Origin of the sequence: Frankia sp. CgMI4 (assembly GCF_001756285.1) — a bacterium.
Lineage (GTDB): Bacteria > Actinomycetota > Actinomycetes > Frankiales > Frankiaceae > Frankia > Frankia casuarinae.
On the sequence record NZ_MAQZ01000063.1, the window covers coordinates 1 to 14939 of the forward strand.

Genomic DNA, 14939 nt, shown 5'->3' on the forward strand with positions numbered 1-14939 from the left:
GCCGATGGTACTGCATGGGGGACTGTGTGGGAGAGTAGGACGCCGCCGGACGTATACGAGTGTGGGGCTGTCTCCCTAGGGAGACAGCCCCACACTCGTATACGCGTATTTTCCGACTACTGGCTGGCAGCACCCGCTTCAGCACCTTGGCCGTGGTGGCATCTATTACATGGATGTCCTACTATCGGGAAGCCAAGTGTTCTAGGTATCTCCGCCCGCCACATCGTCCCCGGGAGCCGCTTCGATGTCCTCCGACGCGATGTCCTCCGACAACCGGCACGAGCCGGCCGCCACGCTGCACACACCAGCTCATCCGGTCCGGATCGTGACGGCGGCCTCACTCTTCGATGGRCATGACGCGGCGATCAACATCATGCGTCGCCTGTTGCAGGCGCAGGGCGCCGAAGTGATCCATCTCGGGCATGACCRCAGCGTCGAGGAGGTCGTCACCGCCGCGATCCAGGAGGACGCCCAGGGGATCGCCCTGTCGTCCTATCAGGGCGGGCATGTCGAGTACTTCAGCTACCTCATCGAGCGCCTCCGTGCGCGCGGAGCCGGCAACGTCCGGGTCTACGGCGGCGGCGGCGGGGTGATCCTGCCGGCGGAGATCGACCTGCTGCACGCGCGCGGGGTCGCGCGCATCTTCTCCCCGCAGGACGGGCAGCGGCTCGGTCTCGCAAAGATGATCAATATGATCATCGAGGCCTGTGACGTCGATCTGACGGAGGACGGGCCGAAGCTCGATGCGGTGGCGGCTGGTGAGCACGGCGCGCTCGCCCGGGCGATCACCGTGCTCGAGGCGGGCCGGGACCCGCGGCTCGCGGCGGCGCTGCAGGACGAGGCCGCCCGCCACCCGCGGGTTCCGGTCCTCGGTATCACCGGCACGGGTGGTTCGGGAAAGTCCTCGCTCACCGACGAGCTGATCCGGCGCTTCCGCCTCGACCAGGGCGACAGCCTGCGGATCGCGGTGCTCGCCATCGACCCCAGCCGTCGGCGGGGCGGCGGTGCACTGCTCGGTGACCGCATCCGGATGAACTCCCTGGGTGATGGCACGGCAGGGAACGTGTTCTTCCGGTCCCTGGCGACGCGCACGGGGGGCAGTGAGGTTCCGGCTCCCCTGGCGGATGTGATCAAAGCCTGCCAGGCGGCCGGTTTCGATCTGGTGATCGTCGAGACGCCGGGCATCGGGCAGGGTGACGCGGCGATCGTTCCGTTCTGCGATGTTTCGCTGTACGTGATGACACCCGAGTACGGTGCGGCCTCACAGCTTGARAAGATCGACATGCTGGACTTCGCCGACGTGGTGGCGGTGAACAAGTTCGAGCGGCGCGGCGCCGAGGATGCCCGGCGTGACGTCGCCCGGCAACTGGTGCGCAACCGGCAGGCGTTCGACCAGTCCTGGGAGGATATGCCCGTCTTCGGCACCTCGGCCGCCCGGTTCCACGACGACGGGGTGACCGCCCTGTATCAGCACCTCGTCGGGCTGCTACGCAAACACGATCTGCACACCGTGTCCGGCTCGTTGCACCTGGTGCGCGGGCGGACCTCTACCGGTCTGACCACGGTCATTCCGTCCGCCCGGATACGCTATCTGGCCGAGATCACCGAGACGGTGCGGGGCTATCACGCCGAGACCGAGCGTCAGGCGCTGCTGGCCCGCCGTCGTGAGCATCTGACGACGGCCCTTGCGGCACTGGCCGGCGCCAACCCCAGCGCGGGCCCGGCGCCGGCGGAACCCACCACCCTCGCCGTGCTGCGCGACGAGGCCGAAGCCGCYCTGGCCCCCTGGACGAGGGAGCTCCTGGCGCAATGGCCGGCGATCGTCGAGGAACGTCAGGGCGAGAAGATGACCTATCTCGTCCGGGGAACCGAGATCCACACCCCGCTGGTGCGCACCACACTCAGCGGGACTCTGATCCGGCGGGTGGCGGTACCCGCCATCGACGACGACGCTCGCCTGATCCGCTTCCTGCGGCGTGAGAACCTGCCAGGGTACTTCCCCTTCACCGCCGGCGTCTTTCCGTTCAAACGCGCCGGGGAGGCCCCGGCGCGAATGTTCGCCGGTGAAGGTGACCCCTTCCGGACCAACCGCCGGTTCCACTTCCTCTCCGCCGGCTCGCCTGCGACCCGGCTGTCCACCGCCTTCGACTCGGTGACCCTCTACGGCCGCGATCCCGCGTCTCAGCCTGACATCTATGGCAAGATCGGCACGTCGGGCGTGTCGATAGCGACGTTGGACGACATGAAGGTCCTGTTCGCCGGGTTCGATCTGTGTGATCCGTCGACCAGCGTCTCGATGACCATCAACGGCCCGGCGCCGACGATCCTGGCGATGTTCCTGAACGCCGCGATCGACCAGCGCTTGGACGCTTTCMGCGCCGAGCACGGCCGGGAGCCGAGCACGGACGAGGCCGCCGAGGTCCGGGCCCGCACGCTGGCCACGGTCCGTGGYACCGTGCAGGCGGACATCCTCAAGGAGGACCAGGGGCAGAACACCTGCATCTTCTCCACCGAGTTCGCGTTGCGGGCGATGGCGGACGTGCAGGAGTGGTTCATCGAACACGCGGTCCGGAACTTCTACTCGGTATCGATCTCCGGCTATCACATCGCCGAGGCCGGCGCCAATCCCATCAGTCAGCTCGCGTTCACCCTGGCCAACGGCTTCACCTACGTCGAGGCCTATCTGGCCAGAGGGATGCGCATCGACGATTTCGCCCCGAACCTGTCGTTCTTCTTCTCCAACGGGATGGATGCGGAGTACACCGTCATCGGGCGGGTGGCCCGCCGGATCTGGGCRGTGGCCATGCGGGAGCGCTACGGTGCCGCCCCCCGGTCGCAGATGCTGAAGTATCACGTACAGACCTCGGGTCGGTCGCTGCACGCACAGGAGATGGCCTACAACGACATCCGGACCACGTTGCAGGCGCTGTGCGCGATCTACGACAACTGCAACAGCCTGCACACCAATGCGTACGACGAGGCTGTGACGACTCCTACGGAGAACTCCGTCCGCCGCGCGTTGGCCATTCAGATGATCATAGATCAGGAATKGGGACTCGCCGCCAACGAGAATCCCCTGCAGGGATCGTTCATCGTCGATGAACTGACCGACCTGGTCGAGGAGGCGGTGCTCGCCGAGTTCGAGCGGATCAGCGACCGCGGCGGTGTACTCGGCGCGATGGAGACCGGCTATCAGCGGGGACGCATCCAGGACGAGTCGATGCTGTACGAGCGGCGCAAGCACGACGGCACCCTGCCGATCATCGGGGTGAACACGTTCCTGCGGCCGGAGTCGGCCGGCACCGATCCCGACGCCGAGGGAGGCCCGATGGAGCTCGCGCGGGCCACGGAGGAGGAGAAGCAATCTCAGCTCACTCGGCTGGAGGAGTTCCACCGCCGGCACGGCGCCGAGGCGGGCGCCGCCCTGGAACATCTGCGGGAGGTCGCCAGGAGCGGGGGGAACACGTTCGCGGCGCTGATGGAGGCGGTCCGCGTCTGCTCCCTCGGGCAGATCTCCCAGGCATTCTTCGACGTGGGTGGGCAGTATCGACGTAACGTCTGATTATGCCCCGGGTGGCGCCCGCCGTTACGTCGATCGGCGTTACGCTGGTCGGTACGCTGGGCGCCGCGGCAATCTCCGGGTACGCATGAATCTTTGCCAGCGCGTCCGTCCTGGGGTGCAATGGACGCTGCCCGCCGCGACGGTCCCCGGCTGCCAGGTTGGGCGGGAACCGTCCCATGAAGTGCAGGAGCGTCGACAAGTCGTGGCCACCCCGAAACCGTTGCCAACCGACCCCATAGCGGAGGCCCATCGGCACTGGACCGCCCACGGCTGGGGGGCGGCAGCGGACGGCATGGCAGCGGTCACCTCCCTGATGCGGGCGCAGCAGATCGTCCTCGCCCGGGTTGACGAGGTCCTGCGCCCCCTCGATCTGACCTTCGCGCGCTATGAGCTGCTGATGCTGTTGATGTTCAGTCGGTCCGGAGCGCTGCCCCTCAACAAGATCGGAAGTCGGCTGCAGGTCCATCCGACMAGCGTCACCAGCGCGGTCGACCGGTTGGAGGCGAGGGGGCAGGTGCGGCGTACCCCGCATCCTACGGACCGGCGGGCGATTCTCGCGAAGATCACCGAGGAGGGTCGGGTCACTGCCATGGYCGCGACCGAGAAGCTCAACGACACCGTCTTCGCCGATCCCGGGCTGGGTGACGGCGGGGTGCGCAGACTCATCGACCTGCTGACCGATCTGCGCCGGGCCGCCGGCGACTTCTGATCGCGCGGTGTTCGGCCCGTCCGCGACTACCCTCTAGAGCTGTGACCTACCTCGACCACGGGGCGACGACGCCGATGCGACCGGAAGCGCTCGCCGCGTACACCGCGGTGCTCGCCGATACCGGCAATGCCTCGTCGCTGCATGCCAGTGGCCGCCGTGCCCRCCGCATCGTCGAGGAGTCCCGCGAGACACTCGCCGGAGTGCTGGGCGCCCGTCCGTCCGACGTGGTGTTCACCGGAGGCGGTACCGAAAGTGACAACCTCGCCCTGAAGGGTCTGTACTGGTCACGCCGCCGGGCCGAACCGGGCCGGCGGCGGGTGCTGGTCAGCGCCGTCGAGCACCGGGCGGTCCTGGACACCGTCGACTGGCTCGGCCGGGCGCAGGATGCCGAGGTCGAGCTGCTCGCGGTCGATGCCGCGGGAACCGTGCGGCCGGACACCCTCGCCGCCGCCCTCGAACGGGATCCGGACTCGGTGGCCGTCGTGTCGGTGATGTGGGCGAACAACGAGGTCGGCACCGTTCAGCCGATCGCCGAGCTCGCGACGATCGCGCACCGTCACGGCGTGCCCTTCCACACCGATGCGGTGCAGGCGTTCGGCCAGATCCCGATCGCCGTCACCGACGAGGGCCCCGACGCCATCACGGTCAGCGCGCACAAGATCGGGGGGCCGATCGGTGTCGGTGCCCTGGTGGTGCGCCGGGGATTGGCGATGGAGCCGCTGACCCACGGCGGCGGTCAGGAGCGCGACATCCGGTCCGGAACGTTGAACACGGCCGGGGTGGCGGCGTTCGCGGCGGCCGCGGCGAGGGCATGCGCCGAGGCGCCGCAGGAGAGCGTCCGGCTGGCGGCCCTGCGTGACGACTTGGTGCRCCGGGTCCGGGCGGAGGTCCCGGAGGCGGTGCTCAACGGTGCCCCGCTGCTCGGGGACGGCGGCGGTGGGGACGGCGGCGGTGGGGACGGCGGCGGTCCGGGACCGCACCGGCTGCCGGGAAACGCCCATCTGACCTTCCCCGGCTGCGAGGGAGACTCGCTGCTGATGCTGCTCGATGCCCGGGGGATCGAGTGTTCCACCGGCTCGGCCTGCTCCGCTGGAGTGGCGAGGCCGTCGCACGTGTTGCTCGCRATGKGAGTGGATGAGGCACACGCCCGCGGATCGCTGCGGTTCTCCCTCGGGCACACCTCACGGGCCTGCGACATCGACGCGCTGGTCGCGGCGATCGGGCCGGTCGTCGAGCGGGCGAGCCGCGCGGGGGCGCTGGCCGGCACGAGCGGCAGCATGAGCGGCACCTGAGAGGCGATGCCCATGATGCCTTGCTCCCGTCCACGTGGTTCCCTGAGGTTCGGCGGAGATTCGGGGAGGTGATGGTCTGATGCGGGTGCTCGCCGCGATGTCCGGCGGGGTCGACTCCGCCGTCGCCGCCGCCCGGGCGGTTGACGCCGGTCACGACGTCACCGGGGTGCATCTGGCGTTGTCGCGCTCGCCGGAGTCGGACCGGACCGGAGCCCGCGGCTGCTGCACCATCGAGGACGCCCGGGACGCCCGGCGGGCCGCCGATATCCTCGGCATCCCGTTCTACGTCTGGGATCYCGCGGACCGGTTCGAGACCGACGTCATCGAGGAGTTCGTCGAGTCCTACGCGGCCGGTCGCACGCCCAACCCCTGCGTGCGCTGCAACGAGCGCATCAAGTTCGCGGCCGTACTCGACAAGGCCCTCGCGCTCGGCTTCGAGGCCGTCGTCACCGGGCACCACGCCCGGCTCGATCCGGACGGCACCCTGCGCCGCTCGGTGGATCCGGACAAGGACCAGTCCTACGTCCTGGGAACGCTGCGTCCCGAGCAGCTCGCCGCCGCGCGGTTCCCGCTCGGGGATTCCACCAAGGCCCAGGTGCGGGTAGAGGCGGCCGAGCGTCGCCTTGCCGTTGCGGACAAGCCGGACAGCCACGACATCTGTTTCATCTCGCACGGGGACACCGGTGGCTGGTTGCGCGAGCGGCTCGGCCCGCGGCCGGGTCCGGTCATCGATGCGACGACCGGGCAGACGCTCGGGCACCATGACGGCGCCTACGCCTTCACCGTGGGTCAGCGTCGCGGGCTGAAGCTCGGGCGGCCGGCCGCGGACGGCCGGCCGCGCTATGTGCTGGACATCTCCCCGGTGACGTCGACGGTCACCGTCGGACCGGCCGAGGCGCTCGACGTGCGCCGGCTCGTGGCGGACCGGGCCGTCTGGCCGCACGAGGGGGCCGTGTCATGCCTGGCCCAGGTGCGGGCGCACGGCGGGGTGGTACCGGCGGTGGCGCAGGCGCGCGACGAGGAGCTCGTCGTGACGCTGACGACGCCGGTCCGCGGCACGGCCGCAGGCCAGGCAGTGGTGCTGTACGACGGTGACCGGGTGCTTGGCGGAGGGCACATCCGCACCACCGGTGGTTAGCTGGGCGCCCGGTCGGCGGGCCGTTGACGGAGCGGGCGTGGAGCGGGCGTGGCCGGGGATCTCCCGCGGACTCCCGGAGGATGTCAAGACATGAGTACTGACGCTGCACGGATGTGGCCGCCCGGCGCGGCCACCGGGGTGGGCTCGCTGCCGGGAACGGATGCGGCCCAGGCCGTCAAGCTGGTCTTCGACGAGCTGCCGGACCTGCCGCATCTGCCAGAACTGCCGGCCAGGGGAGCCGGGGGTGCGATGGTCGGGCGGGCGGCGGCGATCYTCGTCGACATGCCGGTGGACCTTCAGCCGGCTGGCTGGCGGCTGGTTCCCCGACCCGGCCTGGACCTGCGCCGGTCACGGGATCTGCTCGAACGCGACCTGGACGCGCTGACGGAGGTCGCCGCCGACTACGCGGGATCCTTCAAGATTGCCGTGACCGGCCCGTGGACGCTGGCTGCCGAGCTGGAGCTTCCCCGCGGGCACAAGGCGTTGTCGGATACCGGCGCCACCCGTGACATCGCCGACGCACTGACCGCGGGGCTCGTCGAACAGGTCGAACAGATCGCCCAGCGGGTCCCGGGGGCGCGGATCCTGGTCCAGCTCGACGAGCCGTCGCTGCCGGCGGTGCTCGCGGGCCGGATCCGCACTCCGAGTGGGTTCTCGGTGCTGCCCGCCGTCGAGGAGGGCTTGGTTGTGGAGCGGCTGCGGATCCTGCTCGGTGGCCTGCGGGCGCTGCCGGCGACCGTCGGAGTCGGGGTGCACTGCTGCGCTCCCGCGGTGCCGCTGGCGGCGTTGCGCGCGGCGGGTGTGGACTTCGTCGGTCTCGACGTCACCGCGCTTACCCGGGCCGAGGACGACGCCGTCGGCGAGATCGTGGAGGCCGGAGTGCGGCTGATGGCGGGCCTCGTCCCCACCAGGCCGATTTCACCGGCCGCGCCGATTTCACCGACAGGACCGACAGGACCGACAGGACCGACAGGACCGACTGGACCGACCGCACCTGCTGGTGCAGCCGGACGGGCTGGTGCAGCCGGACGGGCTGTCTTGGCCGCACCGAAGTTGTCGGATGTCCGCCGTACGGTCGAACCCGTCATCGCACTGTGGCGCCGGTTGGGATTCCGGCCCGAGCAGCTCGGAGAGGTGGTCGCCGTGACGCCGACATGTGGCCTGGCGGGCCTGGGAACGGACGATGCCAGGACGGTGATGCGCCACTGCCGGAAGGCGGGGCGGGTCCTGGTCGACGCACCGTCGTGAGCGCGACGGCCGGTACGGCCGACGAATCCGGCGTGGCTTCGGCGGCGGCTTCGGCGGACGAGCGGGCCCGCGCCGCCAGCCTCGCCCGCGAGCTCGACGAGCACGCGTACCGCTACTACGTGCTCGATTCCCCGACGATCTCCGATGCCGAGTACGACCGGTTGATGGCGGAGCTCGCCGCGCTGGAGGAGCGGCATCCCGACCTGCGCACACCGGACTCGCCGACGCAGAAGGTGGCCGGCTCCTACTCGACCCTGTTCACCCCGGTCGAGCATCTCGAACGGATGCTGTCCCTGGAAAACGTCTTCGACGACGACGAGTTCCACCAGTGGGCGGCGCGCGTGGCCCGGGAAAGCGAGGTCGACGCCTGGCTCTGCGAGCTGAAGATCGACGGGCTTGCCGTGGACCTCGTCTACGAGGATGGTTACCTGGTGCGTGCCGCGACGCGCGGCGACGGCCGGACGGGGGAGGACATCACCCCCAACATCCGCACCCTGGCGAGCGTGCCGGTACGGCTGCGCGGGCCGCGGGTGCCCGGGCTGCTGGAGGTGCGGGGCGAGGTCTTCTTCCCGACCGCGAAGTTCGCCGAGCTCAACGCCGGGCTGGTGGCCGTGGGGGGCAAACCGTTCGCGAACCCGCGTAACGCCGCGGCCGGATCCCTGCGGCAGAAGGATCCCCGGGTCACCGCCACCCGGCCGCTGGAGATGATTGTCCATGGCCTGGGCGCGCAGCGCGGCTTCGAGGTCACGTCCCAGTCGGCGGCCTATGCCCGCTTCGCGGAGCTCGGGCTGCCCGTCGCCACCCACTTCGAGGTCCTGGCGACGGTGCCCGGCGTGCTCGACTACGTGCACCGGTGGGGCGACGCGCGCCACGACGTGGTGCACGAGATCGACGGAGTGGTCGTCAAGGTCGACTCGTTCGCCCTGCAACGCCGGTTGGGCTCCACCTCGAAGTCCCCCCGCTGGGCGGTGGCCTACAAGTATCCGCCGGAGGAGGTCACGACCAAACTGCGCGATATCCGGGTGAACGTGGGCCGCACCGGCCGGGTGACCCCCTTCGGGGAGCTGGAGCCGGTCCTGGTCGCCGGGTCCACGGTGGGCCTCGCGACCCTGCACAACATCGACGAGGTCGGTCGCAAGGGGGTGCTCATCGGGGACACGGTCGTCCTGCGCAAGGCCGGGGACGTCATCCCGGAGATCGTCGGCCCGGTCGTCGACCTGCGAGAGGGTTCCGAGCGGGCCTTCGTGATGCCCACGCGCTGCCCGGAGTGCGGCACCGAGTTRGTGCGGCCCGAGGGCGAGGTCGACATCCGTTGCCCGAACACCGTCTCCTGTCCCGCGCAGTTGCGGGAGTCGATCTTCCATTTCGCATCCCGGGGGGCGATGGACATCGACGGGCTCGGGTACGAGACGGCGACCGCCCTGCTCGAGGCGGGCCGGGTGCGTGACATCGGCGACATCTTCCACCTGACGCCCGAGTCCTTCGAGGGGCTGCGCGGGTTCGCGCAGAAGAAAATCGACCAGATTCTGCGGGGGGTCGAGGCCGCGCGGCACCGGCCGCTTTGGCGGCTGCTGGTCGGCCTGTCGATCCGCCACGTCGGGCCCACGGCGGCGCGGGCGCTGGCCCGGGAACTGCGGTCGCTGGAAGCGATCGCCGCCACGTCGGCCGAGGACCTCGCCGCGGTCGAAGGGGTCGGTCCGAAGATCGCCGGCGCGGTGCTCGACTGGTTCGCCGATGAACGGCACCGCGACATCCTCGCCAGGATCGCCGCCGGCGGGGCACGGCTCGCCGACGTCGGCGCGGAGGAGGGCCCACGTCCCCTCGACGGCGTCACCGTCGTCATCACCGGCACGCTCACCGACTGGAGCCGCGACTCGGCCAAGGAGGCGGTCGAGGCGCGCGGCGGCAAGGTCACCGGCTCGGTGAGCAGGAAGACCACCGCCGTCGTCGTCGGCGCGGATCCGGGGGCCTCGAAGTACGACAAGGCGCGCAGTCTCAGGATCCCCATGCTGGACGAGGCCGGATTCGCCGTTCTGCTGGCGCAGGGGGTCGACGCGGCCAGCAAGCTCGCCGTTCCCGCCGACGGTCCCGAGAAGGCCGAGACCCCGGTGGAATAACCCGGGGGAGGATCCCCCGCTCAGAAACGGTCCGTCCTGGTCAGGCTCGCGGCGATGCCCGCCAGATGGGCCAGTCGGTCGATCTCGGAGGAGCGGAACCGGGGGCCGCCGGGCCGCCCGACCAGGATCACCAACCGGTCGCCGCCGACCGGGGCCGCGGCGAGTTCCATGCTGACCGCCCGCCAGCGAGGCGGGAAGGCGCCATCCTCGGCCCCGATCCGCCGCGCCCGTTCCAGCGGCAGCCAGGGCAGGGGTAACCGGACCCGTTCGGGGACACCGAGATCGTCCCCGCCGAGGGCCGGAGCGCCCACCGAGGTCTCCCGGACCCGGACGTCGTCCGGCCCGACGTGCTCCAGCAGCATCGCCCAGTCGGCGTGGAAGACGCCGGGCGCGAGGTCCGTCAGGGTCGCCACGGCGTCGTGCGGCCGATCGGTCATGGCGTCCACCAGGTCGAGGTCGTTGCCGATACCGCCCCCGTCRGCGAGAAACGGCCGAAGCGACTCGACGATCACGCCTGGAACCGAATGAGCGGCGGTGAGGACGCGATCGGCGAGGCCGCCCGGTGGCAGAAGCACGAGCAGATCGTCCACGGCTCCGTCGGCGGTGCGCTCGATGACGGTAATGCTGACGATGTCGATGCTCGCCCTGCCCAGGGCCGTGGCCACCGCGCCGAGCGCTCCCGGGCGGTCCGGCAGCACGAGGCGAAGCAGATACGACATGTAGCTGAGCATGCGCAAAGAGCATGTCGGCGGGATGGCCGGCCGGTCACGCGAAGATAACGTCCCCGCCCGGCCGGCGGCTCCCCCAGGACCACAGCACAGGAACCTCGCCGAAGGTGAGGTGACGGAAACCCCGAAGGGCAGCCTGGGCCAGGAGAGCAGCGGGGGGCGGCGTCCGCGGGGGTCCCGCCGCGGCCCGTACGATGACATCACGTCGACGCGGCGATGCGTCCGGTCCGGGACCGTCCGCCCGGGGCGCCCCAGGGGTGCATCCGGCCTCTCCCGGTTCCGGTTCCCGCATCCGTCGCGGCGCCCAGGACCAGTCACGGGCCCCGCGCCCACCGCCMACGAAGGGGCCACACGCCATGGCGATCACTCGGGACGAGGTGGCTCACCTCGCCCGCTTGGCGCGGATGTCGGTGACCGACGACGAGCTCGACGCGCTGGCACCGCAGCTCGAGGCGATCCTGTCCGCGGTCGCCCGGGTCTCCGAGATCGCCGCCGGGGACATCCCGCCGACCAGCCACGCCGTGCCGTTGACCAACGTCTTCCGGCCGGACACCATCTGCCCGTCGCTGCCCGTCACCGAGGCCCTGGCCGGTGCCCCCGCCACCGAGGACGGGCGGTTCCGGGTGCCCCGCATCCTCGATCCGGACGAATGAGGTCGCCGCCCGCATGACGGAGAACATGACGGAGAACCCGACACCTCCCGGCGCGACTGACGTCGTGCGCCTGTCCGCCGCCGCGACGGCGGCCGCGATCGCCGTCGGCAGGCTGAGTGCCGTCGAGGCGACCCGGGCGGCGTTGGACCGCATCGCCAAGGTCGACGAGACCGTCCACGCCTTCCTGCACGTGGACGCCGACGGCGCGCTCGCCGCGGCCCGGTCGGTCGACGACCGGCGCGCGGCCGGGGAGCGCCTCGGGCCGCTCGCCGGGGTGCCGTTGGCGCTCAAGGACGTCTTCACCACCCGAGGGATGCCCACCACCTGCGGCAGCCGCATCCTCGAGGGCTGGCACCCCCCGTACGACGCCACGGTGGTGAGCCGGCTGCGGGCCGCGGACGTCGTCCTGCTGGGTAAGGCCAACATGGACGAGTTCGCCATGGGCTCGTCGACCGAGAACTCGGCGTTCGGGCCGACCCGCAACCCCTGGGACGTCACCCGCATCCCCGGCGGCAGCAGCGGCGGCAGCGCCGCGGCCGTCGCCGCCTTCGAGGCGCCGCTTGCCCTCGGCACCGACACGGGCGGTTCCATCCGTCAGCCGGCCGCCCTCTGCGGTCTGGTCGGGGTCAAGCCCACCTACGGCGGGGTCAGCCGCTACGGGCTGGTCGCCTTCTCCAGCTCGCTGGACCAGGCCGGCCCGCTGGCCCGCACGGTGACCGACGCGGCGTTGCTGCACGCCGCGATCGCCGGCCACGATCCCCTGGACTCCACGAGCGTCGACGCGCCGGTTCCCGCGGTCGTGGCGGCGGCACGGCAGCGCGACATCCGCGGTATGCGGGTCRGTGTGGTCCGCGAGTTCGCCGGCGACGGATACGACCCGGGGGTCGAGGCCGCCTTCGCCGCCGCGGTCGAGGCGCTGACGGGCCTGGGCGCCCAGGTCGTCGAGGTGAGCTGCCCGCACTTCAGCTACGCGCTGCCCGCCTATTACCTGATCGCGCCCAGCGAGTGCTCGTCGAACCTGGCTCGCTTCGACGCGATGCGCTTCGGGCTGCGGATCGGCGACGACGGTCGGGCCGGGGCCGAGGAGGTCATGAGCCGCACCCGCGAAGCCGGCTTCGGCCCGGAGGTGAAGCGGCGGATCATCCTGGGCACCTATGCCCTGTCCTCGGGGTACTACGACGCCTACTATGGCCAGGCGCAGAAGGTCCGTACGCTGATCAGCCGCGACTTCACCGCCGCGTTCGAGCAGGTCGACGTCCTGGTSTCGCCCACCACCCCGACACCGGCCTTCCCGCTGGGCGCKAAGGTCGACGATCCGGTGGCCATGTACCTGTCGGACCTGTGCACGATCCCGTCCAACCTCGCGGGCGGCCCGGCGATGAGCCTGCCGTCCGGGCTCGTGGACGGGCTGCCGGTGGGTATCCAGATCATGGCGCCGCCGTTCGCCGATGACCGGCTCTACCGGGTCGGMGGGGCGCTGGAGGAGGCGTTGGACGTCGAACGCGGCCATCCGCTGCTCGACGAGGTCCCGGCGCTGTGAGCGGGCGCCCGGCGCTCTCGCGGGTCATCCGTGTTCCGGGTGTGGCGGCCGCGGTGACGGGCCGCCGACCGCGAGGGAAGGGAAGGAAACGGCGATGGTGAGTCTGCGCAGCGGCCGGCAGGACCGGTTCCTGGTGGGCGTGGTGTGGCTGCTCACCGTGCTGGTGCTGGGTCTCGGCATCGCCACGCTCAACCCGGTCCTGCTCGTCTGGGGAGTGCTCGGCCTACCGGCCGCGGTGTTCCTCACCTACGTGCACGTCCGCGACACCCGCCCACCCAGCGACCCATGAGGAGTTCATCCGGTGAGCACAGTGGCTCCCGCCGGCGCGCTGCCGTCCTACTCCGACGTTCTGGCCCGCTACGAGCCGGTGATCGGATTGGAGACGCACGTCGAACTCGGCACCGCTTCCAAGATGTTCTGCGGCTGCGCGACGGCCTTCGGTGCCGAGCCCAACACGCAGGTCTGCCCGGTGTGCCTCGGGCTGCCGGGTTCCCTGCCGGTGGTGAACGAGGCGGCGGTGCGCTTCGCGGTCATGATCGGACTCGCGTTGCACTGTGAGATCGCGTCGTGGTGCCGGTTCGCGCGCAAGAACTACTTCTATCCCGACATGCCGAAGAACTTCCAGATCAGCCAGTACGACGAGCCGCTGTGCACGAACGGCTGGCTCGACGTGGAGGTCGAGGGCGAGGTGCACCGGGTGGGCATCACCCGGGTGCACATGGAGGAGGACACCGGCAAGTCGCTGCACGTCGGCGGCGCCACCGGCCGCATCCACGGCGCCACCCACTCGCTGGTCGACTACAACCGGGCCGGCATCCCGCTCGTGGAGATCGTGACTGAACCGGACGTGCGTTCCCCCGAGGTGGCCCGGGCCTACGTGGACGAGTTGCGGGAGCTGATCCGGGCGCTCGGGGTCTCCGACGTCCGGATGGAGCAGGGATCGCTGCGCTGCGACGCCAACGTCTCGCTGCGCCCGCGGCCGGCGCCCGGCGACCCGGACGCTCCCTTCGGCACCCGCAGCGAGACGAAGAACCTCAACTCGCTGCGGTCGGTGGAACGCGCGGTGCGTTACGAGACCACCCGGCAGGCCGCGTTGCTCGACGACGGCCAGCGCATCATCCAGGAGACCCGCCACTTCGACGAGGCGTCGGGCCGCACCTCGTCGGGTCGCTCCAAGGAGGAGGCCACCGACTACCGGTACTTCCCGGAGCCTGACCTCACCCCGTTGGCCCTGCCCGCGGAATACGTCGAGCGGCTGCGGGCCGGCCTGCCGGAGTTGCCCGCGGCGCGCCGGGCCCGGCTGATCGCCGAGCACGGCTACACCGCGCGGGACCTGCAGGACCTGCGCAATGCCGCGGTCCTCGACCTGGTCGAGGAGACCATCGCCGCCGGCGCGGCCCCGGCGACCGCCCGCAAGTGGTGGCTCAACGAGCTGGCCAGGCGCGCCTCGGACGCCGGTCTCCAGCCTCGCGATCTTAAGATCACCCCGACCGACGTCGCCCGGATCACCGCGCTGGTGGCCGCGGGCGAGCTCACCGACGCGCTGGCCCGCAAGGTCATCGACGGGGTGCTCGCCGGTGAGGGCACGCCCGACGAGGTGATCGCCGGCCGTGGGCTGGCGATCGTCGCGGACGACAGCGCGCTCACCGCGGCCGTCGACGCGGCGCTCCTCGGTGCCCCCGACATCGCCGAGAAGGTCCGCGGTGGCAAGGTGAACGCCGTCGGTCCGCTGGTGGGCGCGGTGATGAAGGCGATGAAGGGCCAGGCGGACGCGGCGGCCGTGCGGCGACTGCTGCTGGAGCGCCTCGGCGTCTCCTGACATCGCTTCCCGGCCTTCGGCTTCCCGGCCTTCGGCTTCCCGGCCGATCCCCGATTTGTCGTATTCAAGATGATTCGCAGATTTTAGCGCCATTCGTTCAAGAAACGTCCGACCGGTCGCCGCCGTCCCCCGC

General features: G+C 70.9%; 11 protein-coding genes. 10 read left to right on the plus strand and 1 reads right to left on the minus strand.

What is annotated here, in order from left to right:
• Positions 1-244 precede the first annotated feature (244 nt).
• The 6 genes from icmF to ligA all read left to right on the plus strand — a co-directional run bounded on the left by icmF (position 245) and on the right by ligA (position 10066).
• Positions 245-3562 (plus strand): fused isobutyryl-CoA mutase/GTPase IcmF, encoded by a 3318-nt coding sequence (icmF, locus tag Manayef4_RS09880; protein ID WP_070131399.1) that lies wholly within the window; start codon positions 245-247, stop codon positions 3560-3562.
• 202 nt (positions 3563-3764) lie between these two features.
• Positions 3765-4271, plus strand: coding sequence for a MarR family transcriptional regulator (locus Manayef4_RS09885; protein ID WP_070131400.1), 507 nt, complete (start codon positions 3765-3767; stop codon positions 4269-4271).
• Between the two features lie 41 nt (positions 4272-4312).
• Positions 4313-5563 carry a cysteine desulfurase family protein gene (locus Manayef4_RS09890; protein WP_070131401.1) on the plus strand — a complete coding sequence of 417 codons (1251 nt, stop codon included), beginning with the start codon at positions 4313-4315 and terminating at the stop codon, positions 5561-5563.
• A 79-nt stretch (positions 5564-5642) separates the two neighbouring features.
• Positions 5643-6701: a tRNA 2-thiouridine(34) synthase MnmA gene (gene mnmA / locus Manayef4_RS09895; protein ID WP_070131402.1), complete on the plus strand. Its 1059-nt coding sequence runs from the start codon at positions 5643-5645 to the stop codon at positions 6699-6701.
• A gap of 90 nt (positions 6702-6791) precedes the next feature.
• Complete coding sequence (locus tag Manayef4_RS09900; RefSeq protein WP_070131403.1) at positions 6792-7949, plus strand: methionine synthase; 1158 nt, start codon at positions 6792-6794, stop codon at positions 7947-7949.
• 32 nt (positions 7950-7981) lie between these two features.
• The gene (ligA, locus tag Manayef4_RS09905) at positions 7982-10066 is read left to right on the plus strand and encodes an NAD-dependent DNA ligase LigA (protein ID WP_235462916.1); all 2085 of its coding nucleotides are present in this window, start codon (positions 7982-7984) and stop codon (positions 10064-10066) included.
• A 20-nt stretch (positions 10067-10086) separates the two neighbouring features.
• On the opposite strand, the gene Manayef4_RS09910 is transcribed toward ligA, so the two are convergent.
• On the minus strand, positions 10087-10797 hold the full coding sequence (locus Manayef4_RS09910; RefSeq protein ID WP_011438022.1) for an ACT domain-containing protein: 711 nt from the start codon (positions 10795-10797) through the stop codon (positions 10087-10089).
• 353 nt (positions 10798-11150) lie between these two features.
• Here Manayef4_RS09910 and gatC point away from each other — a divergent pair, with 353 nt between their 5' ends.
• From gatC to gatB, 4 genes are all read left to right on the plus strand, one after another.
• Entirely contained in the window at positions 11151-11447 is a 297-nt protein-coding gene (gatC, locus tag Manayef4_RS09915) for an Asp-tRNA(Asn)/Glu-tRNA(Gln) amidotransferase subunit GatC (RefSeq protein WP_011438021.1), read from the plus strand.
• Positions 11448-11460: 13 nt separating this feature from the next.
• Entirely contained in the window at positions 11461-12987 is a 1527-nt protein-coding gene (gatA, locus tag Manayef4_RS09920) for an Asp-tRNA(Asn)/Glu-tRNA(Gln) amidotransferase subunit GatA (RefSeq protein ID WP_083282378.1), read from the plus strand.
• Positions 12988-13081: 94 nt separating this feature from the next.
• Positions 13082-13276, plus strand: a complete 195-nt coding sequence (locus tag Manayef4_RS09925) for a hypothetical protein (RefSeq protein ID WP_011438019.1) — start codon at positions 13082-13084, stop codon at positions 13274-13276.
• A 12-nt stretch (positions 13277-13288) separates the two neighbouring features.
• The gene (gatB, locus tag Manayef4_RS09930) at positions 13289-14806 is read left to right on the plus strand and encodes an Asp-tRNA(Asn)/Glu-tRNA(Gln) amidotransferase subunit GatB (protein ID WP_011438018.1); all 1518 of its coding nucleotides are present in this window, start codon (positions 13289-13291) and stop codon (positions 14804-14806) included.
• Positions 14807-14939: the final 133 nt, after the last annotated feature.